Consider the following 26,065-nt stretch of genomic DNA (forward strand, 5'->3'; position numbering starts at 1 on the left):
CCTCCTGTTCTCTACATACTCATGGACATACCGCCAGTCTGCTCCTGTTCCGGTTCCTGTGTTTCCTGCTCCGCAGCCTGTTCTGCTCCGTTATTTTCCTGCTCCGAAACAGTCTCTCTTGCGGTCTGCTGTCTGGTGCTTCTTCTTCCCTGTCCTCTGCCATGTCTTGCATTTCCGGCTTCATTCTGGGCAGGCTCCTCCGTCTGGGGAGTCATCTTGCTTTCCACAAATTTTCTGACCTGCTGGGGCACACTTTTCTCATAGGTCTTATCCAGATGCTCCCTTAACACCTTCTCTACAGTGGTATCATTCTCCTTTAAGAAAAACTCCAGTGCCTCCATTTTTGCTTCGGGAAACCCGATCTTGATTTCTCTCTCTGCCATTTCTCTTTCCTCCTTTCCGCAGGAGAAAGTTTCTCCTGTAAAACAAAACAGATGCCCCTGGCATCACAAAAACTACTGTGGTCTGCCATACAGCACCTGTTTATCACTGTCAAATAAATTCCGATGTACTACTTTTCCCTTGGAATAGGATGCATCCACCACCATTCCATTTCCTGCATAAATACCCACATGGGTAATGTTCATAAATCTCCCGTTTGGTTTATGGCTCCAGAACACAAGGTCCCCCGGCTGCAAATCCTCCTTTGCAATCGTAAGGTCATGTTCCACCATGTACCTTCCCTGCTCTGCCGCAGTTCCGGGTATGGTGATGCCTGCATGTCTGTAACACCACATGGTCAGATAGCTGCAATCCGTATAATTGCCCTTTCCGCGATAGGTCTGTGAATAGGGATGTCCCAGCCTTGACATGGCAAGCTCTACTACCTTTCCTCCAACCTCGCTTGCAGGCAGGTCATAATAAGTGACTTCCCCGGACACACTCCAGCCCGACCAGTCCTCAAAAGCATCTCCTTCCTGTGGTGCGGTGGTATTGTATTTTGCCAGATACCACACATTCACAGCATTAGACTGCTGCTCATACGTGAGGGACGTTCCATAGTCAGTGCTGATCTTTTCAAACAGCTCCACCTTATCCGTGACCGCCACTGCCACCACATAGGTTTCTTCACTCTCACTGCCATCCGGGTTTTCTATTGTTTTGGTGCGTTCCTCATAATTCACAAAGCACTCCGCAAACCGCTGGTAATCAGAAGCTTCCAGCCGGACCCTGTCGGCGCCGAAATACAGAGAATAGAACACGGCTTTGACCAGATAGCGGTCTGTAAGCTCTCCTTCTGTCATATTGTCGATTTCGCCAAGAACCGTATCCAGTTCCCCGAAGCTTTCCTGCATCTGTCCGATGTATTCCCGGTAATCAGCAGGCATGCCGGAAGGGATGGTTCCTCCTTCAAATGCCAGACGGACCGCAGACCGGTTATGATCTGCCCCGCCGGATGCAATGCTCAAGATGCACACAATAATCAGGATAAACGGCAGACACAACGCGGCAATCACGGAAGCGATTCCTGTCCAGACCTTCTTATTGGTACCCACTGCGATGGCAGCTTTGGCAATCATTGCAGCAGTTGCTGGTTCCATGGGTTCTCCTCCATTCCCTCACAAACAGGTTCTCTTTCTGCCAGTTCCTTACAATGGGATACACTCTCCAGCAGACGGTTGACATCAAAGCCTGCCTCCAGATATCCGGTTGTGATGGTTTCCAGATAATGTACCGATGGGATTCCGATTTCATGTCCTTCATTCATGGTATAAGCCATGATGGATTCTGAGCCATTTTCCATCTGCACTTCCAGATTCACCTTGCCATAAAGCCTCGGATGCCCTTCGTAAATATCCAGATTTCTTTCATCCTCCGGTCCAATCTCCCAGATAAGAACAGGAACGCTGGCTCCCTTCTTTGGTTCCACCGTTGCCACTGCCGACTCCCGATATCCCCGGAACAGTAACTCATGATCCCTGATTTCTCCCGCTCCGATTACCTTTGCCGTGGGACATCTTCTTGCCATCTGCTCCAGATTCAGATTGGAGCCGTAAGCGATATATTTCTTTCTCTTTTCCATTTCTCTCTGCCTTTCTTAAAATCTCTAATTGTTTACATGGTCATATGCATTCCCTGTGACTCTTCTTCCGCACCTTCTTCTAACTGAAGGTTCTCTGCCTCCGCTGTCTGATTTGCTTCTTCTTTTTCCTTTTTTGCTCTAAGTCTCTCCTTTTGTCTCTCTGCCTGTTCCGGGTCCTTCCATGCAATCCCGCCTTCAAGGTTCTCCAAAAGAAACTTACGGGCGGTCTTAAACTCATCCCCGATCATTCCCAGACGGAGAAGCCATGTGCGGAAGGTATATTTCTCGTTGGTGCTGGTTGTCTTGATACGGCTGGCACTGCTCTGGTTTAACGCCTGTGCAGAGATGGCAAGGCAGAGCTGTATATAGGTCTTGATTTTTCCTGCGTGGGTAGTGGAATTAAAGAGCCTAAACTCAATGGTTCCCTTCTGGAACACACTGTGCAGGTTCAGACAGTGGTATCTGCTCTCATGGTAATGCCTGTTTCTGCCATCCCTTCCCTGGTACCAGATGTTGCTGACTTCATCTATGGACTTTGGTTTTTTCTGGTTCAGTTCCTGCAAAAAACTTTCCTCCACTTTTTTGCAGTATCTGTGTTCCCTCTCCACATCTACCTGCAATGCTTTATAAATCAGATCCTCCTTGCAGTACATGATGTTTGTAATGTTGCGGAGTGTTCTTGCCGTATAGGGTGCTGCATTCACATGAACATGGATACCGGCATTTTCCCCGGCTATGGCTCCTGCGTGTCTTAACTGCCGTACCAGTTCCTGAATCGTTGGGATATCTGCATACTCACAGATGGGGGATACAAATTCCACCTTGTACTCATCCCCGGCAGAACCGCCTCCCTTTTTCACTGCAACAATACTGGAGTCATACATGACTTTCCACTTTCTTCCCTGTCCGTCCCTGACACTGTATTCCTCATAATAGCCGCCATCGTAATGGGGTTCCTGCCCCAGATACTTTCCAATTACCTCTGCCGCCCTTTTTCTGGTAAGACCGGTCAGTTCTATTTCAATCCCGAATTTCTGCTCCCGTAAATCCATCGGCATTCCCGCTTAGCGGCCTCCTGCATTACCAAACAGCTTCTCCTTATATTCCGGTGCATGAACCATCAGGTTATACCTTTCGTTGCCGCACTTATAGAGACACACACCTCTCTGGGGATAACGGATCAGGTTGTACTCACTCTTCTCAAGCTGCAAAGTATCGATGTAAAATCTGGCATCGATATTTCCGGCATTGAATAAAAAGGCATGTGTCGGAATGGAAAACAGCGGTTTTGTATATTCTCTGATACCGTCAATATTAAAGTCCTCCAGATTCTGGCTGGCGAGAATGACTGCACTTTCCTTTTTACGGACACGTTTCATGAAGTTGCGGATATATTCCACCGCTGTCAGGTTGGTCAAGAACAGATAAAACTCATCGATGCTGGCGGCAGTATGTCCATTGGTAAGCAGTTCATTGGACATGTAGGAAAGAATGTTAAACAACATGGCATCCTTCACATTTCTGCTTGCCTGCAGCAGTCCTTTGACACCGAATGTCAGGAAGCTGCTGTCCGTGATGTTGGTATGTCCGTTAAAAAATTTGGACTCCGCTCCTTTACACATGGAGTGAAGTCCTAAACAGATTTCCTGCAATAATTCTGCGGTATACAGTTCTTTCTTTTTGGCATCGTAGTGCCTGTATTCCTCTTCCATCAGATCATAAAGATCTGAAAGGATGGGGTAATCTTCCGGTGTCAGCTTACTAAAGTCCGTATCATCCCGGATATTCCACTTCTCATACAGCTTTCCTAACATGATTTCAATGGTATCAATCTGGCTGTCCGTGAAATTCTTGTAGGTACCAAAAAAGTCCTTTAAGAAAGAGATGTGCTGGCTTAATCTGGAGGAACAGCGGAACGTATATGGTGCATCCGTGTCCTCCGGGCTTCCGTTCTCATCCCAAGTCTTTGGCTCCAGCACGTTGATGATATATTCTCCGCTCATCAGATCCACAAAGCATCCGCCCAGATTATTGGTAAGGTCGATGTATTCATGCTCCGGATCAAGGCAGATGACCTTCATACCGGATTCCCTTAAAATGGTCAGTATCAGCTTTAACAGATAGGACTTTCCCTGTCCGGAGTTTCCAAGGATCAGGATATTGGCATTGGTCTTGTCATCGGCTCTCTGGTTAAAGTCCACAATGACATTGCTTCCAAACTTATCCCTGCCGATATAAAAGCCATTCTTATCTGTCTTGCCGGAATAGTTAAAAGGGAACAGATTTGCTACACTGGAGGCAGGGAGTGCCCGTTCAAACTGCTCACGGAACACATTTCTTCCTGCCGGGTGGACACACAGAAAGCCCTGCTTCTGGCGCAGCAGGAGCTTGTCCACATTTAACTTGGAGCGGATTAATTCTGTCAACACCTCCGTCTGCAGCAGTTTCAGCTTTTCCATATCCGGTGCAGACAGTTCAAGAAACACAGCGGTGTGTAAAAGCGGCTCCCGATTCCTGTGCATGGTGGAAATGATGGCCGTCACATCCTGTAAGTTGCTTGCTGCGGTAACCGTTTCCTGTAAGTTCTCTGTGTTCCCCTGTTTCATGCGGTTCTTGTTGGCCGCATTGCTGATGATCTTTTTCTCCTCTGCCGGTGTCACCTGTCTGGTGTAGATTCTTAAGGTAACACCATCCTTTTCCCCAAGGTGTCTTAAAATCGCCTGTTCATCCGTGGCTGTCGGGTATTCACGGAGTGCCCAGACACTCCGGTAGGTATTTCCACAGATATAGTGATCCGTATAAAACTGGATGACTGACGGGGCAATCATATCCAGAAACCCTTTCAGCTTTGCCTCTGCTGTGGATTCTGTTTCCCTGTTTTTCTTTCTGTTTTTATTCATTTAAAATAATCCACCTTTCTCCGTCAAATTCCTCGAATTTTTCGGTTGTCACATTCTGCTCAAAATACACTGCAAGGATTCTTTTGATATCCTCTTCCTCTGCCCTCTTGGATGTAAATCCCTGCTCTGCCAGCATCTTTTCAATGCGGTTTAAGTAGGAAAAAATTTCATTTTCCTTCTTTTCACGAAGCCTGATGATCAGCAGAAACTCCCTTGCTGTTGCCATCTGTACCTGCATGCGGTCTAAGTAATTTGCATCCTTTTCCAGCAGTTTTCTTACCACAGGATTGGTTTCTTCCTCCATCCGCTTCTTCAGATATCTTTTGTTGTCCTCAAAATTCTCTCTGGAATTTAAGCACATCATTTCGATTTCCGTGATGCCCTTAAGCACCGTCATCAGTCCATAAATTCTGGCTGACAGACTCTCCTCCGACAGCACGGAAATGTTGCTGGGCTGGATTAAAAAGTAAACCAGCTCCTCATTCCTGTATGTTCGGATACTGTAATCCGTCACTTCTCTGGTTCCCATCAGTTCTCTGGTGGATTCCATGTTCTTTTTACTCATCCGGTGTGTACCTCCATTCATATTGCTGCTGATCCATGAAAAAATAAGCACAGGCATACCGGATAAAATCCATAATGGTCGTATCCTCCACCTGTATGGTCAGAAAGGCATAGGCTCCTGCGATGACTAACGGGAACCACACCCCTGCATAGGCGAACGCAAACACAGAGAATAAAATAATGATTCCGACAATGGCTAAGTCCTTTAATCCCCACAGCCACATGGTTGCCTTTGCCTTCAAGTTATCGGGATAGATATACATCCTCTTCCTCCTCTCCCATTTTTGATAAGTACATGGCGATGCCGCATAGAATAAAATCTACGCATGGCACCGCCACACTGTTCCCCAGCGCTCTGTATCTTGCACTGTCACTTGCCCTTGGTATGTCCGTCCAGTAATCCGGAAATCCCATCAGCCTTTCGCACTCCAATGGTATAAGTCTTCGTACCAGACTGCTCATATCTACAATGCATTTGCCTTGGTCCACATATTGGTTACTGATCATCTTCTCATCCCCGGCACACAGACTTCCTATGACCTCTTGGTATGGTTTTCGCTCATTTTCCGGAGCAAACACACAATGCCTGTCTTCTGTGGTCAGGGTATAACTGATGCCCTGCTGGTACCCACATCCGTTTCCACCATTCTTTTCCTTCCGGTTTATAATGTTTCCGGCAATGCAGAATGGTTCTTTATTAACGGCAAGGGGTGTATTGTTTCCTCCTGTACCTAGTGCTGATGTAATGGTCTGGGCAACCTCCACAGGACCGGTATACCGGGTGTCTGGTCCGTGATTGTCAAACAGTATCGGCTGGTTATTTCCTGCCATGCCTGCCGCTGCGGTAATGGTCGGACAGTACCCGATTCCGATTTCCACATTCCCCTGACTGGTTGCCATGATAATGGGCGGATTGGAACGTCCGTGTGCAAGCAGGGTTCCGCTCTTATTTTCATGCACATCCATCCGCTCTCCGCCCTGATCTAACAGGCAGATTACATAGTCTTTTCTGGGACTTGCCCTGCCTGCATCAGCAGTGCCTGTTTTAAAATAGCAGGCAACACCTTTCCTCTCTTCTCGCTTCTTCTGATAATTCCTCCACACGCTGTCGGACTCAAATAGTATTTCACCGGCACTGTGTCCTCCAAAATCTGCGACAAGGAAGATGCGATTTCTTCTCTGGGGGACACCCCAAAATTGAGCGTCCAATACTCTCCAAGCAACAGAGAATCCTTCTCCCATAATAAGCCCGGCAGGAGTCCATGCCCCTCCCGGCGGTCCAGGTATAGATACGTCTGCCTCTTTGATGCGGCAGACCTCTTCGAGGACTGTGTGGAAGTCGGCTCCGTGTGTTTCTCCACTGGAGAAGGCTCCCGGCACGTTTTCCCAGAGCATATACCGAGGTCGAATAAACTCATCTGTCCGTCTTCTATGGTTTCTCATCCTCCTTCTGTCCTGTTTTCTCATTTCTTTTACAATCCGTACCTGTTCCATGAATAAGCCGGACCTCTCCCCTGCAAGCCCCTCTCTCTTGCCCGCCACGGATAAATCCTGACAGGGGGAGCCTCCTGCTATCACATCTACCACCGGCAGATTTGCCCCATGCAGTTTCGTAATATCCCCCATATGCTTCATCTGCGGAAAGCGGTATGCTGTCACCGCCATCGGAAAGGGTTCTATCTCGCTTGCCCACACGGGACGGATATCATTCATGGTAGCTGCCAGCGGAAATCCGCCTATCCCATCAAACAGACTTCCTAATTTCAACTCTGTCATAGCACCACCTTATGCTGCCACTGCCTTCACGACCGTTCTGGTCATATTGATGGCGGTCTGGGCTGCATACACACTGCTCATGATGTTGGTCTTGGTGCTGGTATCCAATCCGAACTGTCCTGCAATACGAGGCACCTCTGTGCTGGATAACATGAGTCCTAAACCTAACAATGGATGGTCTTTAAATACCATAAGTCCTGCGGTTAAGATAGTGGACTGCAAAAACGCAGTGATACAGATGCCAATGACCTGCTTGCACCACTGGATAAATCCATCTATGTATCCTCTGGGAACAGAGAACATATAAAGGCTTCCAACCGCTATCTGGATTAAGAGGATTCCACCTCTTTTTAAGTTGGCAAAGAACACTTTGATTACTGCATAACCCATCATGACTGCACAAAAAGTCATCAGAATGGGATTTCCGATTCCCGGAAAAGATGCAGACATTAACACCTGCTGTGCTGTCAGACCAATGCTTTCTGCATTGGTAATGCCCGTAATCGCCGAACCGAACGTTCCTTGCAGGGATACACACAGCGAGTACAGGTTGACCGGTACTACCGTGAACAGACTTACCGCCATAAAACCTTTGATATAATTCATGGCAGTGTCTTTTATGCTTCCCCTGCCTCCCTGATACTCAATGGCACACTCAAAGGCTCCTACCACAAGTCCGACACCAAACAGTGCCCAGCCAAGGTAACTAAAAAAAGTGGTAACTGCGTTTACCCAAGGCAACTCAAACAGTTCCACTCCCATGTTATTCATCATCACAAAGAAATCATTTAGAAACCCTATGATTTTCCCATATATCCAGTCAAGTATCTGGTCCAGGATAGTCTCGGCCACAAAATCAAATATAAACATAGCTTGCCTCCTTCCTGTTTATTGCTCCCTATGTACCCATCTGTATGGTACAGTCCTGTTCTGCCTGCGCCATTACCATATCCTGAAATACAGACATATAATTTTCTAAAGTGTCTGCAACCTTCTGGTACTCTGCCGCACCCGGACGGAACACATACCAATCGCTTTTTCCACTATCTGTCCAGATATGGGGATTGACTCCCTCCTTAAAATTAGGATTGCTTACCTTCTGTTTTCCCCAGATATCCGAAAATTGAAGAAGAATACTATCTACCACTCCTTCTTTTCTGTTGATAACAGATGCCTTTATGCCTGCATAATGGTCACTGACTCCAAGGGTTACAAACTCCACTCTGGCTCTTAAATCTCCGCCAATGGTTCCATAGCACATACGACCTACATATTTCTGGTCTTTTAAAATGGCACTGTCTCCCATAATCTTTTTCAGTTCCGATTCAAAAAAATTCATTTCCGCTTACCTCATTTTGGACATAAAAAAACTATCCTGCCTGATAAAGCGGATAGTTTTTAATAATGTATTTTATTTTGTTTTATAGCATCAGGAAAGGTTCATTGTCTGGCTTTCATTGCATTCCTGCTCCAAAGCCTGATGCTCTGTAATAATCTGACAGCAGTAATCGTTTAAGTCCGGGATATCATTTAACAAGGTTTCCCATAGCGTTTCCTTATCAATTTTACCATAGTTATGAGCCACCACATTTCTTAATGCTTTTATCTGATTCCAAGGTACTTTGTTATATGCACTCTTAAATTCATCCGTAAAATGTGTTGTCAGTTCTCCTATCTGCAATACACAAAGCGCTACCGCATTCTGGTAAATAGAGTTGGAAACGAAGATATCATAATCCCTTCCAAACGTATCCATTGTATAATTGATTTCTGCGCAATAATCTCTGATATGCATTAAGATATCTATATTTCTACTGCCCTGCATATAGCATCACCTCATCCTTCTTTATACTCTCAAGAAATTCATCTGACAGACTTCCTGTAGTCAGTACATCTACTTTTCGTCCTAATGCATCCGACACTTCCGTATAAAAACCGCATAAGGCAAACATTCCTTTCAGGTTCCCTTTTTCAATACGGATGTCTATGTCACTCTGTTCATCAAAATCTCCTCTGGCAAAGGAACCGAACAGATATACCTGTGCAATCTGATATTTCTCCGCAATAGGTGTTACGATATTTTTTATTTCATCAATCGTATATGTTTTTACTTCCATTCTGCATTCCTCCTCTCACTATAATTATACCCGTCTTCTTGATAAATGTCTATGGATAGCCCTCTTTTTTGGGCAGTTTTCCCTTTCCTACATTCCAAGAATTGTCCAGATATAGGCAGGTGCGGTCAGGGTAAAGACCAGACAGGCAAACAGAATTGCCGGAGCTGCCCATTCAAACTGTCCGTGCTTTCGGTAATCAAAATATGCGGTTCCCAGCTTTGCAAAAAAGAATACTGCAAGGATCAAATCAATCGCAGGGAATACAACCTTGTTTACCACCGTCTTAATCTGCGCGGAGGCATCCTTCCATGTCCCCTCAATAGCTCCTGCCACATCTCCTGTTCCGGCTGCACATACCGTAGTGCCAAACATAAGGGAACACACAAGTACCAGCATTACCATCACTAACCATTTCTTTTTCTTCATTTCTCTTCCTTTCTCCTTTCGGTACAGAAAAATACTGCCCGTAAGCAGTCCTTTTCCACTTGTTTTTAGTTACATTGTTATCTGAGGTGTCTGCGTCTGCTCCTGAAAAAGCTCTGCTACCTCATAGATATTGGGGTTCTCATAGAACCTTAAATCTCCTCTGAATCCTATCTTCAGATGGCTGAATTCTTCTCCAAGTTTCCGAATTTCCTCCGGCGCTCCGCCAGGGAACTCCTGATTCCATATCACCCAATCCCCATTCTGGTATCTTGGGGATAACTCCAACACCACATATTCTTCCGGTACAAACTTTGGATATCTCCTTGGAAGTCCGTTTGCATCATAGTAAAGTTTTCCTTCTTCCATGACCGTTAACTCCATTAGTCTTAAGGCATCCTCCAAGGAAGTGCAGAACCAGCATTCTCTATCCTTAAATTTTCTTATCCTCCCATCCTGTAAAATAGGCTCTACGTTCTCCCTTTTTGTGTAGTGATAGAGCAGTCCTTTTGGTCCGTCGATTCTTTCATACGCCATACCGTTACCTTGCCCTTTGTGGTGCTATGTGCCAGTCATCCCATAAATCTCCCGATATCTGTACGGAGTCTGTCAGATTCACACTGAGCATTCCATCCGGTGTCCAGCAGTCCAGTAAGTATGTGTAGACCGTATAGGTACCATTCGGCATCCACACAGGAGTGAAATGTGTTCTTCGGTTATAGGTGGAATAATGGTTATTCCGAAACTCAAACCCTGCATGGTACCCGCTTCTTGTTCTGTCTAGCAATCTCCAATAGGTCTTATAATAAAACTCCGGGAAATAACTGACTGCTGTCTGCGGTGGTGTGGTTGCCGAGGACTGGCCTGTGGATACACTGGCATTTACACTGATGTTCACACCATAGCCACTCTTGATAGTGGTAGCTGTTGCAGTAGGGGATTTGGCATCCGTAGTAAGATCCATTGTTGCTGATAGGGATGCCGAATATCTGTCCAAGCTAAACTCCCACCAGCCTTCGTCCACGTACTCTCCCTCATCTTCCCAATATCCATGACTGCTTTCACAGTCTTCCTTACACTCTTCCGTATGGGAACCTGTTTTCCATTTCCAATCACTATGCCATACCCATTTTTCTTTCCACCAAGGCCTCCATACACTCCATGACGCACTTGTCTTCTGCGGATTTGCAGGAATAATGGCATTGCCTGCATTGTAGGAATCATTTCTGTCATCCGCTACCGGATTGGGCGGTGGATTCCTATCAAGGTCTACGATGTTGGCAGTAATCGTTCCCTTACTTGCACTGCCTCCTCCGCTGACACTCACGTTTATGGTGATATACTGTTCCGTAGACGGTGTATGCCATTTCACCCACACAAGCTGCTGTCCGTCCTCCGGATAATACACATTGTTTACCGTGTAGTTCCTTCCAAGGATACTAAACGTTACACTTACCGGATGGTCGGGATCGCTCTGCCCTCCACTTATGGTGACGGTTGTTACCACATCCGTGTCTACCCGGTACTCATAATCTGCCGCAATCACTTCCGGTGTTACCACCTCATTAAACCTTACAATACCAAGTCCTAATGAACCGATAATCTCATCATCTGAGACCTTCTGGTTCTTACCGCCACCCCAAGCCGGATATCCCAGGTCTGAGGTTTCCAAAAACATGGCGAGGGGCAGATTTTTATGCGTCAGAGACGTCAGCTTCTTTCTTAACATACCACCTCTGACCTGGTTATACATTGCTGCTTCTGTAGCGGTGAATGCAGTTCGTACTCCTTCAAACGTCACATACGCAATAGGTTCCAATAACAACTTATAGTCCCCACCTATCAACGTATCATAGTTCATCCCCACATATCCTGCGATACTTCGTATGACCTGCTCATCTGTAAAATAACTTTTGATAGCGGCTAGACTTGCACTGCCGGAGGATGTGGTAATAATTTTGGGCAGAGACTGGGTAGGATTGATATAACTGTAACTTCCTGTATCCGGTGTTAATACTGTTCCACTCCGGTACTGACTTTTACAGACCTTTCCAAACTGTACTCTAATATCGTTCGGTTGTTTGTTTGTCAGGTCTATGGACGCACTTACTGCACTTCCGTCACTGGCACTAACCACTGTGACTCTGACTCCTTCATCTCCGGTATTCCAGAAGTTTGTGTCCGTACCTTCTCCTAATCCTCCACCGCCATTGTTAATGTTTCCATTGCCTTCGGCATGCACTGTCATGGGTGAGAGTGTAGATAGGATTAACAAAAAGGTCAAGACTAATAACTTAAATCTTTTCATGTTGCCTCCCTTCTAAATGCAGAAAATCACCTGCTGTTGCAAAAAAATTTCTGCATGAAAAAAGCACAGCGTTTTTTGCTGTGCCTCTTTCTTGGTATCCCTAATCCATGATACCTACCTTATTTCCATTCTCATACATATCGTCTGCCACGGTACCGCTTCCACCGCCACCGTTATCTACAACCCATCCAAATCCTTCAATGTAAATCATACCATCTTTGGTATCTCCGGTTTTCGGAGTATCATCCACAAGCGGTTTCGTCCCTTCCGGCTCCTCATACTCTGGTGGTGTATCCGGCTTTGTAGTATCCGCATCCTCTGTTAAGGCAGGCGGCTCCTCCGGCTTTTCATCTTCCGTTTTTTCAGGCGTTTGCTGGATTTCCTGCTTTCCGCTCTCCACGCCATTCTCTGTTTCTGTTTCGATGATTAACTCCTTTGTTTCCTCTGTGCTTTCCGTTTCTTTCTGCACCTGCCCGGTTTCTTCCGTATCCACCATAAGCTCAACCTCTTCTGTAGGTTTACTCTCTTTAGGTAACTCCTGCACCGGTTCCTTGTAAAGCACCCTGCTGATTCCGAAAATCAATAATACGCTCACTGCTACGAGTCCTGCGATGATAAGTCTTTTCTTTGTACTATCTTTCATAGCAATCCCTCCTGTATGTAGTTTTTAAATTTCTTTTTGTCAATCCCCAACCTACCATACAACTTTGCAGAAGTCTATCAAAATGTAATAGGTTGCACGATATCTGTAACATCTTACTAAAATTTCTCTGTATAGGCTGCCCGAACCTTTAGATTTATTGACATATTGGTGATGATCTTTCCGGCAAATCTTACCGGCACCTCCAGTCTGATGGAGGCATCTGCATAATAGGGGCCGCCTCCTGCACCGAGAGCATTATTGTGTATATACACACAAAGATTGCTCAAACAGTACTCCATCTCTCCTCCGTTATTGATTCGAACATATCCCGCCCCGTCCTCTTCCAGTCCGAGTAAAAAACACATTCTGCTGTAAATATCCCCATAATCCACCGAGGGAGAAAACGATTCCCCATCCGGCTCATAGCCTGCGGCATATCCTTCCCTGACACTATGGTAAACCTCGTTATAATTGTCATTAACTGTGGATATGACGGCAGACTCCATTGCATCCTTGATACCTGCAGCGGTAATCACAAGGCGCATGTATTCTGCAACTCCAAGGATAATAATCAGCATGCAGATGGTTACGGCCACCACAAGCGGCATCATATTTCCTTTCCGGTCTTTTAATAGGGCGGCAGTCTTTTTTCTTAACTTCCTCATTTCCAGTACACCTCACTCTTTCCGGAGGCTCTTGCCCGGATGGTTATCGGAAACGAACCAAAGTTTCCAAACAACCCTAAGTCCTTTTGTATGGTAACGGTAACCGTTACCTCTTCATTTAATTGCAGATTCCCGGTTCTTGACCACTGCACAGTCGGGTGGATTCCTGTTCTTTCCTCCAAGACTCTCTGCCTGTTCGAAGTCTCGCTTCCTACCCTTCCGCTGATCTCAGCCTCTCTTGCCAGTTCATCTGCAAAATTGTCTACCTGCATTTTGGTGATAAAGATGGGGAATAACCTTACGCCAAGTGCAATCACTAACATGACACACAGCACCATGACTGCCACATCAATGTACCCCTCTCCCCTCTTATCACGCAATATTTTTCTTATCTGTCTCATTTATACCTCCTGCTAGAACAAGGTTCCCATAGACCTGATGATTTCATAGATGATGATGGCGAAGTAGGTTGCCAGAAAACACATCAGCATGGCAAAAGAATACACTCTTATTTTGGGTGGTATCTTGGCTGCCTTCGCTTTCAGTCTCTGAAGCTCCGTCTGCTTAAAATCATGGGTTAACATCTGGAAGTACACGGCTCCGTCATCTCCTCTTAACACACCGATGAGACCTCTGACCACATCCGATAACTGTGGGGAATTGAGCCTTGCCTCAAAACGGGTTAAAGCTGCCTCATAACTGCTGGAGCGCATATCCGCACACACAATATCCAGTTCTTTTCTGAAGGCTGCCCCGGCATTTTCCTTGTAATGCTCCAGCATGGAAAGCACATCCCTGCTGTTTTTCAGTTCCTGCGTGATAGTAGATACAAAGCGGTATAACTCTTCCTCTATCTGCTCCCTTTTTTCTTTCAGCATTTCATCTGCCTTCTGGATTTCCTTGTAATAAATCATGATTCCCAAGAGAATTACAAATAAAGCAGCCAGCGGAAACACATGCAGTGCCGGAATAATGAGCAAAAAGACACTTCCGGCTTTTAAATATGCGTATGCAGTATAGACTTCCGGTGTCATGCCAAGCCCGGAGGCTCGAAGCACATTTGCCATCCGGTTTTTCTTGTAATCATTCATACGGATGTACTTCGCAATCTTCACGGCTCCATCCATATAAAAGGCATCCAAGGTCTTGGATAACTGTTTTCCTTCCTTACCTGTATCCATCATTACCCTGCTGGTCTTTAAGGTCGGCAGACGTAATAGTCCTGCAAGCAGCAGAAAGAGACCTATAGAAAAGGTCAAAAACACACAAAATAATATCAGATTCATACTGTCTCCTTTCTACGACCTGTATTCTATCGGTTTTGTCAGTCTGATTACATGGGCTGTGGATACAAAAATAATAATGCCTGCAATGCTGAGCATTATCTGCCCCACTACCGTGTGCATCAACGTATGGTACCAATCCTTATTTAAGAAATATAAAAGTGGAATGTTACCTACAACCAGCACTACCATTGTGATAAACTCTTTCCTCGGCTCCATAACCATATATTCCAGTTCTGCATTCACAATACGCATGTCGGACAGTTTGGCCACAATCGGTGTCAGTGTTGTTTTTAGCGATCTGTCATACAGGCAGGCTTTTAAGGCATCCACCCATTCCTTAAACACATCATCCGCTATCCTTGCACGCAGTTCATCCAAGGCCGCCTCCAAGTCAGGATTAATCAGACGGATTCTTGACACAAAATCCTGAAAGATGTTCTTTACCGGCGGATTTAAATATTCCAGATTCTCTTCCACAGAAGTCAGGATATCCTCACTTCTTAGATATGCGGTGGTAATGATGGACAGTGCTGTTTCCAGTTCTGCCGACACATCCTTTTTGAAATGGGACGCAGTCAGCTTAATGTACCAGAAGGGAAGGAACATAAACCCTACCGCTGCGACGGGTACCAGAAAGAAATTCCCAAGCATGGCTGCCCCAGCGGCACCAACAGCAAACAAAACCAATGATACCGTACATAAAAACGGGAAGGTATTTTCCCTGTCGGTAGCCTTTAGGATACTCTGTATCTCTTCCACTTCTCTTCGTAAGAAGGACTTTTTCTTTCTCTGCGTCTGCTCTAAAATCTCCTCTCGGATACCTTTGGGTCCGTCCAACAGCCTCTTAAAAATATTACCGGTAAAATCCGTAAGATTAATGCCCAGCAATAAAAATAAGCCTATGATGATACCCATACAGGCCATTACCTGCATTGTCAGCATACGCTTGCACCTCCTCCCGTAATTTTATTTAGCACTTCCCTAGGCATTCCGTTTTCAAGGAACCTTTTTTTCAGGCTCTCTGAAATACCGCACACCTTTTTATGGGTTCCATTGATGATGAATTTATCTCCTTCCACCCGGTTTTCCGTAATCTCATAACGGAACAGGGAATTAAAATGTCTCTTTCCATCGGGTGTGATTTCACACTCCATGATTTCCATGAGCCTTCTTTTCTTGTTCTCAAGCTGCTTGGTAAATACCACGATGGGGAATGCCTCCGTTACCAAATCCATCAGCACCTCATCATCCATATCGTATTTTCTCTTACACAGGGTTCTCATTCGGCTGTAGGTAGATTCACAACTGTTACTGTGAATGGTGGTAAGCACTGTATGCCCGGTTCTTGCAGACTCCTGTGCGGTGTATGCTTCCGAGCTTCTCATCTCTCCCACACAGATAATCTCCGGGTTGAAACGCAGGGCCATATCAAGGAGCATATCCTGATCGATGTTCTGCTTTTCATTTTCGCTGAATCTGGTCAGGGTATGGATGACACTGTTGGTTACCTTTCCATCCTTCTCCCTAACAAGAGCCAGCTCCCTGCTTCCGTTCTCAATGGTAAAGATACGCTTGTTATCGGGAATGGTAGTAAGGAGCCACCCTGCCAGAGTTGTTTTGCCGGAGCTGGTGGCACCTGCCACACAGATACTGATTCCATAACGCAGACATTCTGCCAGAAAATCTAACATTTCATCGGTAGCAGTTCCTCCATCCACAAAGTCACTCTTTTTGAGGCTCTGTGGATTTACGATTCGGATGGAAGCTGCAATACCCACATCCTCATCCACAAGAGGAGTCTTTAACACCGCAATACGGATATTTTTACTTAAATGCCCAAGGACTGCCGGGGATGCATTGTCAAGCACCATGCCGGACACATGGAGCATTCTTCGAATCACGTTGATGGCATGCTCCGGTGATTCAAAGTGTTCCTCCATTTTCTCACATCTGCCATCACTGTACTGCACCTCAATATCCTTCCATGAGTTGATGTCGATTTCCTCAATGCCTGTTCCGAAGATGTACTTGGTTAAAAAAGAAAACTCTGCCATTTCCGTATAAAGGTCATCGATTAGCTCTTCCCTTGTTTTGCCTTTGACAGTGATGCGGTAATCTGCTATGTACTTTGAGATGTATCTCTTGACCTGCTGTTTTACCTCATCGTTCCCGCCTTCCACCATGAGGGTGGAATACTTGCTGGAGATATACTCCTGCACTTCCTTTAACACATCGGAGAATGCCCTGCCTTTTTCCTCCGGGGAAAAAAATAAGTTCTGGTTATTTCCCATCATACACCGAACACCTCCTTGCTGATTTTCTCTATCTCTTTTCTAAATGCCCGGCTCTCCTTCAGTCCAAGTTCTGCCAACATATCTCCCTCCAGATACTGTGTTTCTACTTCCCTGCTGTGGGGAATCTGAAAGGAAACGGAGCCAAGCACCTGTTCCACGTGACTGCTGGCCTCCTGCTGTTTTACATTGGATGCCACCTTAAGCTGCTTGTCCGCATCCCATTTGTTGTCACGAAGCAGTGGCAACTGTGAGGACAGATAACTGATGGATTTTAAATCACAGTTTACCAGTCTTAAGACCGTATCCGCTTCCATCAGTGCCACCGCCGACAACACATCCGAAGCAATGGTGCTTCCGCAGTCAATAATGACAAAAGGAACCACCTCTCTTGCCTGCTCAATCAACTCCGCTGCCTGTGTCTGGTCATAAGGCGGATAAGTGAACACATTCTCCCCTTTTAACATCCCCACCATACTTAAGTAATCATTCTTTCTGTAGAACATACAGTTTTTCTTAATCAGGTTTTCTGTTACATGAGTGGCAGCAAGGATGCTCCCCAGAGACTTTTCTCCTTCCAAGTCCCCGGCTGCACAGATGCAGGGCAGGGGCGGTGTGGTCATGTCCGCAAAAATTAACAGCACATTTTTCTTTTTTCTGGCAAGATAATCTGCCAGCTTTACGGAAACCGTTGTCTTGCCGGAGGATGGACTCCCCCATACAGCAAGCACTCCACCCTGCACATCTGCCTGTTCCTCATCAAATCCTGTATTTCTCGTAAACAGAGAGTTCTGTTTAAAGTTCACGTTCTATTCCTCCCCATCTGTAGTTGTTTCTTCCTCTGTGGTTTCCTGACCGTCTGCATTCATAACAGGCTGACCGTCTTCTTCAGTCGCACCCTCTTCCTGTAATGCTTCCTCTTCTGCTGCTTTGATTTCATCCAGTACCTGATCCTGTGCCTTGATAAATTCCGAAGCTTTGTCTGCATCTCCACGGAACACTAAGGATAAATGGATTTCTCCCTCGGCTTCCAGTCTGGCAAGGAGTTTACTCTGCTCCTGTCTTACCAGAATGGTTACGGTAGACGGCAGTTCCTTTTCGTCTTCCTCTGACAACTTTTCCCCGGTGTTGGCATCATAGCCGGACTTGGCAGTCACCGCGATAACCTCCACGTATTTGAGTTCCACAGGGATTATGGTTTCTCCACTGCCAAGGTAATCCGGTGCAATGACGGATACGATATCCCCACTCTTTAACTTGCCGGACAAGCCTTCCGCAAAGGTATTGATGGTAATTGACATGGCCTGCTTTTCCCCATTTAAGCTGTAAAGATATTTGTTCTCTGCGGCAGGTTCATCGGAAATCTTATCCGTAAGAATATAATCTCCTGCATACACAGTTGCAGTCAGATATTTTCCCTCCACATCTGCAATATTTCTTATCACGTTTTCCGGCAGGTTATGATTTCCTACCTCTACCTCGTCCAACATACTTCTTGTAATCTCTTCGCCCTCATTTACCTGCCTATTGAAACGGACAATGGTAACCTTCTTGGATAAGCCTGCATTGACAAGGGGTGTAATGGCAAAGCAGATAATCAGGGACACTGCAATACAGAAAATCCCCAGCACGGTTCGATTCTTAAATAATTTCATTTTGCGATTCCTCCTAATAATTTGTTCTTACCTTTGTATATTTCTTGCGGTTCTTACATACTGCAGCCACTACACCAGTGATAACTGCCAGCACACCGGCTACTACTAACATTTTTTTCATGATTACCTCCAATTCTTCACAAAAAAGACACCGCATTTTTTACGGTGTCCTCTAAGTTCATCTATTACATTGTCATATTCGGTTCGGACAACTCCTGCTTTTCTGACATTACCATGTCATATGCAGGCTTTAAAATCTGTTCGAACCTTGCAGTTATATACCTCTTATAAAAGGTTTTCTGCAACTCGGTAATAAAGGGTACTTCCTCAATAAACCCTTTTATCTGCTCCAAGTTAATTTTCGGAACCATTCTTTGTATTGCGGCATTGCATTCCGGCTCCTCTGCCGACATAAGAAAATCATAGTAATTGATTTTTCTTCCGTCTAACTTAATTGCTGATGTTGGAAATTGGTATACCCTGGCATTCATCACATCTTCATTTACCAGTGCCTGTTCCATAATCCTCTCGTCTGCCTGCGGCAACAGACAGCTTCCGCAGTCATAAACCGGAGCAATGCTTGCCTCTTTTGTGGAATCATCATACAAAAAGCCCCAGTTTCCATTGTGCCTATCAAAATTTCCAAGCAGGGCATCTACCACAAAGACATTAAAGAAGTGCTGCATCAAAAGGGACGGTTCCACATACTGCTGTTTTTCTATGGTATCCATAATGTCTGCCAGTTCTGTTCCGCTTCCTCCGGATTCGGAATCCAGAATGGTATTTTTTATGGAGCAAAAGTCAAACAACCGATATCCTTTCTCAGTAAAGTCCCGGCATGCACATACTACCTTCACTTTCCCGCTTACTTCATAGGTTCCAAGCAGGGTTTCCTGTGCCTTGATGCCAACCATGTTAAAAATACTGCTTGCTATATGCTCGCTGATACAACTGTTCGTATAGGACAGCTCTGTCGGCTTCGCAGCACCGGACGGTGGAAACTTAAGCATATACTCTCTTCCGTTATATTCCACTGCAATCTTCTTTCCGTTAGCACCATTGTATGCTCTTCCTAAAATCTTCTTGCAGTTTGTAAAATCAATCGTTCCTGTCATGTTTTCCTCCGAAAAGATACTTGTTTCGCAAAAATTCTGCATGTTCCCGTGTAATTGCTCCATCATTAATCTCTGCTATGTTAATGCTTCCGTACAGTTCTCCCCACAGGCAATCCAATAAATCGGACTTAGTTTTAAGACCTTCCTTGTAGGCATCTAAATCGTGCTGCAGATATTCCGGCAGGCCATACTCGTAGGCACGTTCCCTTTCTGCATTCTGTATTGCTGCAACTGTCAGCATCTCCATGGAAACGCCCAATACCTTTGCTAATTTATATACCGTTTCTGCACTGCATTTTTCCAGTCTGGTTTTTCCACTGCATATATCATTCAGTGTAGCGTGAGGAATACCTGCTTCTACTGCAAGTCGGTATTTTGTCATGTTCTGTTTCTTTAATAACCTTTCTACCATTTCCTCTTCCTCCTCTCTATCTATTATATCGGCATACCGAAATATTATCAATAGAAAGTAAAAAGTTTTTGCAGGATTTTAGAAATGCCATTTTACAAAAACATAAAGACACTTATAACCATCCCGACAAGCAGGAAAGGAACAAGCGGATATTCCTGTTCCTTCTCTGCTACACAATTTAGTTTTCTTATTTTCCTTATGCACTGCCTTACTACATGAAACAGTAACAGAAGACTCAGTGCCATAAGAAGTCCTGCAAGGGTCCGTTCAAACCCAAACACCAATCCGCAGGCTCCTGTCAGCTTGATATCTCCTCCTCCGATACCTCCTACAGTTATCCCTGCAACAAGTAGTGGTAACGCCACAAGAAGGCCTTTCAGATAAACAGACTCCGGTGGAAGCAGGCTTACCCCAGCGATAAGTAGCGGCATCCAGTCCGGAATCATTCGCTTTCGGATATCAGAGACTGCCGCCAAAGACAGAACGAGAAAAAATAGGGTAAGCCTTATCTCGCAATGCCTATAAGGCTTATACACCATACAATTGATCTTTAACATTAAAAGATTGTCCAATTCTATTGTATTTAAAGAACTTATACAAAATGTAATTTTCCTTATCTGTTTCATGAGTTGATAAGATAATCTGTCTATCCTTAAAATCATTACGAAGCACTTCTATCATTGACGAAATATTAATATCATCCATTGTTTGAACCGGATCATCTATAAGAATAAATCCAAGATCACCTTCTGATTCTTTTACATATTGCTTATTCATAGAAAAAAGGAACGCCAAAACAAATCCCGATAATTGTCCCGAACTGAACGTATTCAGGATATCGTGCTTCACATGCCCTTCCGCGGAGCATCTTACATTGCTGTTCCCGGATTTCATCGAAATCATGATTCCCGACCAGTTCCCCAGTATGTATGCCTTCGCCTGTTCCACTGCCTTTCGCTTTGTTTCTTTGTCTGTGATTCCTATGATCCGGTCAAAGACTCCCTCTGCCATCCATTTTTTCTTTTTATGAATGGCTCTGTATATTTCACTTCTGGCATCCTCTGCTGTGTCTTCCAGATGGGAGGTTGCCGCTATGATGTATTTATGCATATGATATTTATCAAGGGCAAACTTGGACTTAGGAATGATCTTTTCTCCTGTGCGTATCCATGCTGCCCCGTCCCCGTTGATATAAATCCTGTCAACAGCATCCAGATCATAAGCTTCGTCCAGATAGTCCAATACTTCTGCCCATAGTCTGCTGGCTGCTTCCTGTCCATCATAAACACCTCCGAAATACTTCGGATTTATCAGCCGGGGACGTCCTTCCTCATCACCTTCCACGCCTTCATAAACATATATGATCCAGGGCATTACGGTATTTATGCGGGGTTTCCTGATATCCCCTTTCTTCTCCAGATACTGAAGGGCCACATGGTCTTCATCCGCATCTATGTAAAGTGTTCTCAGTTCTTTCTTTTCCGCAGTCTTCAGGACAGGGAACTCCAGCCTGTGCAACTTGTTCATTACAGCTTCTTTGCTTATGGATTCACCGTTTATGCTGGCACTGGCACCGCCTTTTCGATAGCTGCTCTCGGATGCTTCCTGTAGAATTCTCGCTTCTGCATCTTCGGTTATCCTGGCATGATGCTCCAGCCCCATTAACTGATCCAAAAGGTAACAGGATTCACCGGTAGCAACATTTTTGAACAGAGTTTTGTGATATACCACTTCTCCAAGACTGGTCAGCAGGGAAGTTTCATCTCTTCTGACAATGTACCAGCCCCGGCGCAGATCCTTTCTTTCCCGCAGCAGTTCATCATAGGATTCCCATTCTTCCGCTATCATGCTGCAGCCAAGTCTGGTCACCTCATTTGTTACGCCATATACCATTTCTGCAATCTTTGTCATGTCGTCTGTATAAGTTTTAAAAATATCTATTAAATTTTTTACCCCATTCTCGCAAAAGTGTTGTATACTAGTAATCATGAAAGCACCCTCCTTGGATTTGGTCTTGTCAACTTTAATCCTAACACAGGATCCCGGTGCTTTCTTTCTTTTTTCTATTAACTTTTCCTACAAAAACTTTACCCTACGTTCTTATCTATATTCTTCCGTTAAATAAAAAAGTAAATTTCACATTGGACTTAAGTAGTTATTTCAGTTTTTCATATATCTCATCAGTTACTGTTTCACACCATTCGGATGATGTTTTTTCTCCCGGTACTTCAATTGCCAGATGTGAAAACCATTCATCTGGTGCTGCTCCATGCCAGTGTTTTACTTCTGCCGGAATATTGACACAATCTCCAGGTTTCATTTCTACTGCTTCTTTTCCTTCTTCCTGATAATATCCACGTCCTGCAATGCAGATAAGAATCTGTCCGCCTCCGCTTTTTGCATGATGAATATGCCAGTTATTCCTGCAACTAGGTTCAAAAGTCACATTGAAAATTCCAACCTGTGACGTAGACACAGGAGCCAAAAAACTTTTTCCTGTAAAATATTGTGCAAATTTATCATTTGGCTCTCCAATCGGGAATATCATCTTTTTAGCATGAGCTCTCATTGCTTCATCTTCATACGAAAGATCACCTTCGTCTATACTCCAGACATCTTTTGCAAGATTGAATGCCGCCCATCCTTTCGGCCACCCTGCATAAAATGCTATATGTGTAATCACGGCTGCAATTTCTTTCTGAGTCACTCCATGAGCTTTTGCATTTTCAAAATGATGTACTAAAGATGTATTAATCATTCCTGAAGCGATAAGTGCTGTGACTGTTATAATACATCTTGTCTTTACATCAATATCCTGATTATTCCAGTTTTCTCCAAACAAAACATCATCATTAAAATGTGCAAACTGTGGTGCAAATTCATTCAGCGCGTTTCTTCCTGCTGTCTGTACATTTTTTTTCACTTTAATCACCTGCCCTTATTTTAACTGTGCTCCATCCTTAAAAGCATTTCCCACACGTTCTCCAAGTCTATAATATCCGTGATGTACCGGGTCATATGTAATCGGTGTAAACTTACTAAGATCAATTTCTCCGTCATCACCGAGATATTTCTCATCTGCACTTACATTTTTAATTTCTGCAAGATATTTACTGCCATCAATGACTTTTACAAGCTCACATTCAAGAGTCAGTGGAAGTTCGTTGATAATTGGTGCATTTACAAATTCACTCTTTGTTGTTGTAAAACCTGCTTTTTTCACTTTGTTCGGTTCTTTATTTGCAGAAACAATTCCCACATAATCGCAGGCAACCAGATGTTCAAGATCTGCCACACCTACTGTAAAGGCTTTATTTATTATAATATTATCGGTTGTCTTATGGGCAGACAAGTCTACAATAATCTCATTTGCACCTACAATTCCGCCCCATGCGGCGTTCATTGCATTTGCCTTTCCATTTTCATCATATGTTCCCAGAATCATAACCGGTTGTGGATAAAAAAATGGTTTTGCTCCAAAATTCTTTCTCATTGTCTTATCTCTCCTTATTCTTATTTTTGCCCGTCTACCGTTGGCACTGTTTTTTATACATTTATTATAAGCAGTTTGCATATTTTTCAGAAGTTCCTGTTTGTTTGTCAGTCTTAACCTTATGGTTATTTGTTTATCTCCATCTTTATCTGCCCGATCCATTCTGTAATCACATCTTCCGAAGTTTCCAGATGGTCTTTACCCATAGAATCAAACTGAATCTGCATTTTATGTGCAAAGGCAGCTCCTTTGCACTTGTCCTTCATATCTTTAATTACATGTCCCGGCCATCCGCCATTTGTCATAAATGGAATTACTGTCTTTCCTGTAAAGTCGTTTACTGTTAGAAATGTCAGCACTGCAGGTGCCATTGTATACCACCATGTTGGCGTTCCAATCGCAAGTACATCATAATCTGCAAGATTTACAGATAATGGATTAATCTGAGGCGTAAAGCCTGCTTCTACCTCTCTTTTCCCCTGTTTAACCACCTCTTCATGACTACCTCTGTATGGCTCTGCTGTTTCGATTCTTGCGATATCTGCTCCTGTCTTATTTGCCAGCTGCTCTGCAATTTTTTTTGTATTTCCATTTGACCAGGAATAATATACAACTAACATTTTCTTCATTTTTATATCTATTCCTTTCTTTCCTATTATTGAAATCCTTATCTCACTGTTCATTCCAGAAAAATCGTAGTCCATTATACGTGTACTCATCACACGCCTTCTGATCATGTTCATAACCTTCTCTCTCCAAAAAGGAAAGATTACCGTCTGTCTCATTATTCGCGAACTTAAACATTCCATCTGAATCCTGCGCCATTGCCATGATTTGAGCTTTAAATGCATGATATGCAAAATCACTTGTTCCAGAAGCAGCGAAGATAAAGAAATCATTTGAGCCATATCCCTGCTGTCTAACCAAATCTGCCATATACTGTCCATCTGTGCTGTAGCTTCCACTCATTGGCATAAAATATCTGAAATAGTCCATGCAATAACGAAATGTATTCCAGGTATTTACAGAACCCATGGAAAATCCACCGAAACCTCTGTGATCACGTGAAGCCTCTAATCCTTCTTTCGTTACACTTTCCGCATAGGTACTGTATTTGCTCTCTACTGCCGGGATCAAGTCATTTACAATCTCGTTATGAAACTGATTGGTAAGCTGAATTGCCAGACTGTAATCCCCACTGTCCTCTTTGCTCGTATTGTTATAGGTTGGTAAAACAATAATAAGCGGCTTGATTTTTCCATCCTCAATTGCATGATCCAGCACATTTTTAAAAGAATGCGGATCTTTATCGGTTCCCATAATCGTCGTTTCATTGCTCCACCCACCATGGCTCAGGTAGAAAACATTATACTTTTTATTTTCATCATATCCATATGGAACATATACCCATGCTTCTTTTGTAAGTTTCTGACTCTTTTGATCATAGGTAAAAGATTCCCATGTATTATAGGTGATTTTCTGGAGATTTCCCTGCTGATCTGCCGGAGCTTCATATCCATCAGGGATATATTCCAGCTCATCTGGTACGATACCACTCCCATAGCGTTTATCTGAATTTTCTGTTTCCATCTTTGAGTTTCCTTCTGCATTTAGATCTTTTGTATTATTTTCGTTTAACACACCAATCCTCTGAAGCCATTCTTTCACATCATCAACATCTGCTGCATGAATCCGGTATCCGTCCAGCACATTTACTCCACTTGCAACCGCTTTTATATAATCCATACTGACGCTAATATCATTATCCTGGCTTGTGCAAAATGGAATTATTGTCTTACCTGACAAATCATAGCTTTCCAGAAAACTTCCTATTGCCATCGGTGCATTAAACCACCAAATCGGATATCCCACGTAAATTGTGTCATAATCATCCAGATTATCCGGTTTAGCAGCAAGTTCTGGTCTTAAATTAAGCAGCTCCTCAATCCATGCAGTTGCAGCTGTTCCCACAAAGGATCTTCTGTAGTAATGAGCGGTGTATATCTGATACATGTCAGCCCCTGTAAGGCTCTGTATCATACGTGCAGCGCCTTCTGTGTCACTGCCTTCCATTCCTTTATTAGAGCTTTGTGTTGCTGATGAAACTGCATCTACATCTCCCGGAATCACTCCCTGCCTCGTGAAATAAACAACCAGAGACTTTGTCTCTTCATCCCCCTTTATGACATCATTGCTTACATTTTTTATTTTAGCCCCTGTAAACAGATAGATATAACCCACCATGACTACCGCTAAGAAAGCCACTATTACCCCGATGGTTATCTTTTTCCTTGTTTTCATTGCTCACCTCTTTTATTTCTTCTGTATTTTTGAACCTCCAAACACCTGCGACATCGGCATATGGGCAAGCATCTCATCAATAGATTTTGCTTC

Annotated in this window: 31 protein-coding genes; all 31 read right to left on the bottom strand. The window is 44.2% G+C overall.

Annotated features, from left to right (window positions below; translation table 11 throughout):
• Window positions 1-11: 11 nt before the first annotated feature.
• Entirely contained in the window at window positions 12-383 is a 372-nt protein-coding gene (locus OCV77_RS11385; RefSeq protein ID WP_119623206.1) for a DUF6103 family protein, read from the bottom strand.
• Between the two features lie 72 nt (window positions 384-455).
• Window positions 456-1,541, bottom strand: a complete 1,086-nt coding sequence (locus OCV77_RS11390; protein WP_119623205.1) for a C40 family peptidase — start codon at window positions 1,539-1,541, stop codon at window positions 456-458.
• Window positions 1,517-2,023, bottom strand: a complete 507-nt coding sequence (locus tag OCV77_RS11395; RefSeq protein WP_119623204.1) for a gamma-glutamylcyclotransferase family protein — start codon at window positions 2,021-2,023, stop codon at window positions 1,517-1,519. The genes OCV77_RS11390 and OCV77_RS11395 overlap by 25 nt, the downstream gene beginning before the upstream one ends.
• Window positions 2,024-2,055: 32 nt before the next feature.
• Window positions 2,056-3,075 carry an amidoligase family protein gene (locus OCV77_RS11400; RefSeq protein ID WP_119624280.1) on the bottom strand — a complete coding sequence of 340 codons (1,020 nt, stop codon included), beginning with the start codon at window positions 3,073-3,075 and terminating at the stop codon, window positions 2,056-2,058.
• A gap of 12 nt (window positions 3,076-3,087) precedes the next feature.
• Window positions 3,088-4,923: a VirB4 family type IV secretion system protein gene (locus tag OCV77_RS11405; RefSeq protein WP_119623203.1), complete on the bottom strand. Its 1,836-nt coding sequence runs from the start codon at window positions 4,921-4,923 to the stop codon at window positions 3,088-3,090.
• A complete protein-coding gene (locus tag OCV77_RS11410; protein WP_119623202.1) occupies window positions 4,916-5,488 on the bottom strand; it encodes a hypothetical protein in 573 nt (190 codons plus the stop codon). The genes OCV77_RS11405 and OCV77_RS11410 overlap by 8 nt, the downstream gene beginning before the upstream one ends.
• Entirely contained in the window at window positions 5,481-5,750 is a 270-nt protein-coding gene (locus OCV77_RS11415) for a hypothetical protein (RefSeq protein ID WP_119623201.1), read from the bottom strand. Before OCV77_RS11415 ends, OCV77_RS11410 begins: the two co-directional genes overlap by 8 nt.
• The gene (locus OCV77_RS11420; RefSeq protein ID WP_148448399.1) at window positions 5,731-7,263 is read right to left on the bottom strand and encodes a DNA cytosine methyltransferase; all 1,533 of its coding nucleotides are present in this window, start codon (window positions 7,261-7,263) and stop codon (window positions 5,731-5,733) included. The genes OCV77_RS11415 and OCV77_RS11420 overlap by 20 nt, the downstream gene beginning before the upstream one ends.
• A gap of 9 nt (window positions 7,264-7,272) precedes the next feature.
• On the bottom strand, window positions 7,273-8,133 hold the full coding sequence (locus OCV77_RS11425) for a conjugal transfer protein TrbL family protein (protein WP_147618302.1): 861 nt from the start codon (window positions 8,131-8,133) through the stop codon (window positions 7,273-7,275).
• 28 nt (window positions 8,134-8,161) lie between these two features.
• The gene (locus tag OCV77_RS11430; RefSeq protein WP_147618301.1) at window positions 8,162-8,602 is read right to left on the bottom strand and encodes a hypothetical protein; all 441 of its coding nucleotides are present in this window, start codon (window positions 8,600-8,602) and stop codon (window positions 8,162-8,164) included.
• Between the two features lie 90 nt (window positions 8,603-8,692).
• Window positions 8,693-9,088 (bottom strand): HepT-like ribonuclease domain-containing protein, encoded by a 396-nt coding sequence (locus OCV77_RS11435; protein ID WP_069157750.1) that lies wholly within the window; start codon window positions 9,086-9,088, stop codon window positions 8,693-8,695.
• Window positions 9,075-9,380 (bottom strand): nucleotidyltransferase family protein, encoded by a 306-nt coding sequence (locus OCV77_RS11440; RefSeq protein ID WP_015517118.1) that lies wholly within the window; start codon window positions 9,378-9,380, stop codon window positions 9,075-9,077. The genes OCV77_RS11435 and OCV77_RS11440 overlap by 14 nt, the downstream gene beginning before the upstream one ends.
• An 87-nt stretch (window positions 9,381-9,467) precedes the next feature.
• On the bottom strand, window positions 9,468-9,806 hold the full coding sequence (locus OCV77_RS11445; protein ID WP_015517117.1) for a DUF3852 domain-containing protein: 339 nt from the start codon (window positions 9,804-9,806) through the stop codon (window positions 9,468-9,470).
• 69 nt (window positions 9,807-9,875) lie between these two features.
• Window positions 9,876-10,340: a hypothetical protein gene (locus tag OCV77_RS11450; protein ID WP_148448401.1), complete on the bottom strand. Its 465-nt coding sequence runs from the start codon at window positions 10,338-10,340 to the stop codon at window positions 9,876-9,878.
• A gap of 4 nt (window positions 10,341-10,344) precedes the next feature.
• Complete coding sequence (locus tag OCV77_RS11455; protein ID WP_147618299.1) at window positions 10,345-12,111, bottom strand: DUF8193 domain-containing protein; 1,767 nt, start codon at window positions 12,109-12,111, stop codon at window positions 10,345-10,347.
• A gap of 100 nt (window positions 12,112-12,211) precedes the next feature.
• Window positions 12,212-12,754 (bottom strand): DUF6550 family protein, encoded by a 543-nt coding sequence (locus OCV77_RS11460; RefSeq protein ID WP_015517114.1) that lies wholly within the window; start codon window positions 12,752-12,754, stop codon window positions 12,212-12,214.
• Window positions 12,755-12,870: 116 nt separating this feature from the next.
• Window positions 12,871-13,419: a TadE/TadG family type IV pilus assembly protein gene (locus OCV77_RS11465; RefSeq protein ID WP_148448404.1), complete on the bottom strand. Its 549-nt coding sequence runs from the start codon at window positions 13,417-13,419 to the stop codon at window positions 12,871-12,873.
• Entirely contained in the window at window positions 13,416-13,820 is a 405-nt protein-coding gene (locus tag OCV77_RS11470) for a DUF4320 family protein (protein WP_015517112.1), read from the bottom strand. The genes OCV77_RS11465 and OCV77_RS11470 overlap by 4 nt, the downstream gene beginning before the upstream one ends.
• Window positions 13,821-13,832: 12 nt before the next feature.
• The gene (locus tag OCV77_RS11475) at window positions 13,833-14,705 is read right to left on the bottom strand and encodes a secretion protein F (RefSeq protein WP_148448406.1); all 873 of its coding nucleotides are present in this window, start codon (window positions 14,703-14,705) and stop codon (window positions 13,833-13,835) included.
• 12 nt (window positions 14,706-14,717) lie between these two features.
• Window positions 14,718-15,647, bottom strand: coding sequence for a type II secretion system F family protein (locus tag OCV77_RS11480; protein ID WP_015517110.1), 930 nt, complete (start codon window positions 15,645-15,647; stop codon window positions 14,718-14,720).
• On the bottom strand, window positions 15,641-16,996 hold the full coding sequence (locus tag OCV77_RS11485) for a type II/IV secretion system ATPase subunit (RefSeq protein ID WP_148448452.1): 1,356 nt from the start codon (window positions 16,994-16,996) through the stop codon (window positions 15,641-15,643). Before OCV77_RS11485 ends, OCV77_RS11480 begins: the two co-directional genes overlap by 7 nt.
• Window positions 16,996-17,802: an AAA family ATPase gene (locus OCV77_RS11490; protein WP_148448408.1), complete on the bottom strand. Its 807-nt coding sequence runs from the start codon at window positions 17,800-17,802 to the stop codon at window positions 16,996-16,998. Before OCV77_RS11490 ends, OCV77_RS11485 begins: the two co-directional genes overlap by 1 nt.
• A gap of 3 nt (window positions 17,803-17,805) precedes the next feature.
• Window positions 17,806-18,651 carry a Flp pilus assembly protein CpaB gene (cpaB, locus tag OCV77_RS11495; protein WP_148448410.1) on the bottom strand — a complete coding sequence of 282 codons (846 nt, stop codon included), beginning with the start codon at window positions 18,649-18,651 and terminating at the stop codon, window positions 17,806-17,808.
• Between the two features lie 185 nt (window positions 18,652-18,836).
• Window positions 18,837-19,766: a HipA domain-containing protein gene (locus OCV77_RS11500; protein WP_147618292.1), complete on the bottom strand. Its 930-nt coding sequence runs from the start codon at window positions 19,764-19,766 to the stop codon at window positions 18,837-18,839.
• On the bottom strand, window positions 19,750-20,178 hold the full coding sequence (locus OCV77_RS11505) for a helix-turn-helix transcriptional regulator (protein WP_069157762.1): 429 nt from the start codon (window positions 20,176-20,178) through the stop codon (window positions 19,750-19,752). Before OCV77_RS11505 ends, OCV77_RS11500 begins: the two co-directional genes overlap by 17 nt.
• Window positions 20,179-20,270: 92 nt before the next feature.
• A complete protein-coding gene (locus OCV77_RS11510; RefSeq protein ID WP_262575213.1) occupies window positions 20,271-20,735 on the bottom strand; it encodes a prepilin peptidase in 465 nt (154 codons plus the stop codon).
• Window positions 20,707-22,167, bottom strand: a complete 1,461-nt coding sequence (locus tag OCV77_RS11515) for an ISLre2 family transposase (RefSeq protein WP_262575214.1) — start codon at window positions 22,165-22,167, stop codon at window positions 20,707-20,709. Before OCV77_RS11515 ends, OCV77_RS11510 begins: the two co-directional genes overlap by 29 nt.
• Window positions 22,168-22,333: 166 nt before the next feature.
• Complete coding sequence (locus OCV77_RS11520; protein WP_262575215.1) at window positions 22,334-23,101, bottom strand: carboxymuconolactone decarboxylase family protein; 768 nt, start codon at window positions 23,099-23,101, stop codon at window positions 22,334-22,336.
• A gap of 15 nt (window positions 23,102-23,116) precedes the next feature.
• Window positions 23,117-23,671: a flavin reductase family protein gene (locus OCV77_RS11525; RefSeq protein ID WP_262575277.1), complete on the bottom strand. Its 555-nt coding sequence runs from the start codon at window positions 23,669-23,671 to the stop codon at window positions 23,117-23,119.
• A gap of 125 nt (window positions 23,672-23,796) precedes the next feature.
• Entirely contained in the window at window positions 23,797-24,390 is a 594-nt protein-coding gene (locus OCV77_RS11530; protein WP_331488860.1) for a flavodoxin, read from the bottom strand.
• Window positions 24,344-25,972: a flavodoxin gene (locus OCV77_RS11535; RefSeq protein ID WP_262575216.1), complete on the bottom strand. Its 1,629-nt coding sequence runs from the start codon at window positions 25,970-25,972 to the stop codon at window positions 24,344-24,346. Before OCV77_RS11535 ends, OCV77_RS11530 begins: the two co-directional genes overlap by 47 nt.
• Window positions 25,973-26,065 lie beyond the last annotated feature (93 nt).

The organism is Suilimivivens aceti, assembly GCF_025567405.1.
Classification (GTDB): Bacteria; Bacillota; Clostridia; order Lachnospirales; family Lachnospiraceae; genus Suilimivivens; species Suilimivivens aceti.

Bases quoted from the DNA above. Each gene is read 5' to 3' on its own strand.
- OCV77_RS11385 (WP_119623206.1), bottom strand. From the start codon at position 383: ATGGCAGAGAGAGAAATCAAGATCGGGTTTCCCGAAGCAAAAATGGAG.
- OCV77_RS11390 (WP_119623205.1), bottom strand. From the start codon at position 1,541: ATGGAACCAGCAACTGCTGCAATGATTGCCAAAGCTGCCATCGCAGTG.
- OCV77_RS11395 (WP_119623204.1), bottom strand. From the start codon at position 2,023: ATGGAAAAGAGAAAGAAATATATCGCTTACGGCTCCAATCTGAATCTG.
- OCV77_RS11400 (WP_119624280.1), bottom strand. From the start codon at position 3,075: ATGGATTTACGGGAGCAGAAATTCGGGATTGAAATAGAACTGACCGGT.
- OCV77_RS11405 (WP_119623203.1), bottom strand. From the start codon at position 4,923: ATGAATAAAAACAGAAAGAAAAACAGGGAAACAGAATCCACAGCAGAG.
- OCV77_RS11410 (WP_119623202.1), bottom strand. From the start codon at position 5,488: ATGAGTAAAAAGAACATGGAATCCACCAGAGAACTGATGGGAACCAGA.
- OCV77_RS11415 (WP_119623201.1), bottom strand. From the start codon at position 5,750: ATGTATATCTATCCCGATAACTTGAAGGCAAAGGCAACCATGTGGCTG.
- OCV77_RS11420 (WP_148448399.1), bottom strand. From the start codon at position 7,263: ATGACAGAGTTGAAATTAGGAAGTCTGTTTGATGGGATAGGCGGATTT.
- OCV77_RS11425 (WP_147618302.1), bottom strand. From the start codon at position 8,133: ATGTTTATATTTGATTTTGTGGCCGAGACTATCCTGGACCAGATACTT.
- OCV77_RS11430 (WP_147618301.1), bottom strand. From the start codon at position 8,602: ATGAATTTTTTTGAATCGGAACTGAAAAAGATTATGGGAGACAGTGCC.
- OCV77_RS11435 (WP_069157750.1), bottom strand. From the start codon at position 9,088: ATGCAGGGCAGTAGAAATATAGATATCTTAATGCATATCAGAGATTAT.
- OCV77_RS11440 (WP_015517118.1), bottom strand. From the start codon at position 9,380: ATGGAAGTAAAAACATATACGATTGATGAAATAAAAAATATCGTAACA.
- OCV77_RS11445 (WP_015517117.1), bottom strand. From the start codon at position 9,806: ATGAAGAAAAAGAAATGGTTAGTGATGGTAATGCTGGTACTTGTGTGT.
- OCV77_RS11450 (WP_148448401.1), bottom strand. From the start codon at position 10,340: ATGGCGTATGAAAGAATCGACGGACCAAAAGGACTGCTCTATCACTAC.
- OCV77_RS11455 (WP_147618299.1), bottom strand. From the start codon at position 12,111: ATGAAAAGATTTAAGTTATTAGTCTTGACCTTTTTGTTAATCCTATCT.
- OCV77_RS11460 (WP_015517114.1), bottom strand. From the start codon at position 12,754: ATGAAAGATAGTACAAAGAAAAGACTTATCATCGCAGGACTCGTAGCA.
- OCV77_RS11465 (WP_148448404.1), bottom strand. From the start codon at position 13,419: ATGAGGAAGTTAAGAAAAAAGACTGCCGCCCTATTAAAAGACCGGAAA.
- OCV77_RS11470 (WP_015517112.1), bottom strand. From the start codon at position 13,820: ATGAGACAGATAAGAAAAATATTGCGTGATAAGAGGGGAGAGGGGTAC.
- OCV77_RS11475 (WP_148448406.1), bottom strand. From the start codon at position 14,705: ATGAATCTGATATTATTTTGTGTGTTTTTGACCTTTTCTATAGGTCTC.
- OCV77_RS11480 (WP_015517110.1), bottom strand. From the start codon at position 15,647: ATGCTGACAATGCAGGTAATGGCCTGTATGGGTATCATCATAGGCTTA.
- OCV77_RS11485 (WP_148448452.1), bottom strand. From the start codon at position 16,996: ATGGGAAATAACCAGAACTTATTTTTTTCCCCGGAGGAAAAAGGCAGG.
- cpaB (WP_148448410.1), bottom strand. From the start codon at position 18,651: ATGAAATTATTTAAGAATCGAACCGTGCTGGGGATTTTCTGTATTGCA.
- OCV77_RS11500 (WP_147618292.1), bottom strand. From the start codon at position 19,766: ATGACAGGAACGATTGATTTTACAAACTGCAAGAAGATTTTAGGAAGA.
- OCV77_RS11505 (WP_069157762.1), bottom strand. From the start codon at position 20,178: ATGGTAGAAAGGTTATTAAAGAAACAGAACATGACAAAATACCGACTT.
- OCV77_RS11510 (WP_262575213.1), bottom strand. From the start codon at position 20,735: ATGTTAAAGATCAATTGTATGGTGTATAAGCCTTATAGGCATTGCGAG.
- OCV77_RS11515 (WP_262575214.1), bottom strand. From the start codon at position 22,167: ATGATTACTAGTATACAACACTTTTGCGAGAATGGGGTAAAAAATTTA.
- OCV77_RS11525 (WP_262575277.1), bottom strand. From the start codon at position 23,671: ATGAGAAAGAATTTTGGAGCAAAACCATTTTTTTATCCACAACCGGTT.
- OCV77_RS11530 (WP_331488860.1), bottom strand. From the start codon at position 24,390: ATGAGTACACGTATAATGGACTACGATTTTTCTGGAATGAACAGTGAG.
- OCV77_RS11535 (WP_262575216.1), bottom strand. From the start codon at position 25,972: ATGAAAACAAGGAAAAAGATAACCATCGGGGTAATAGTGGCTTTCTTA.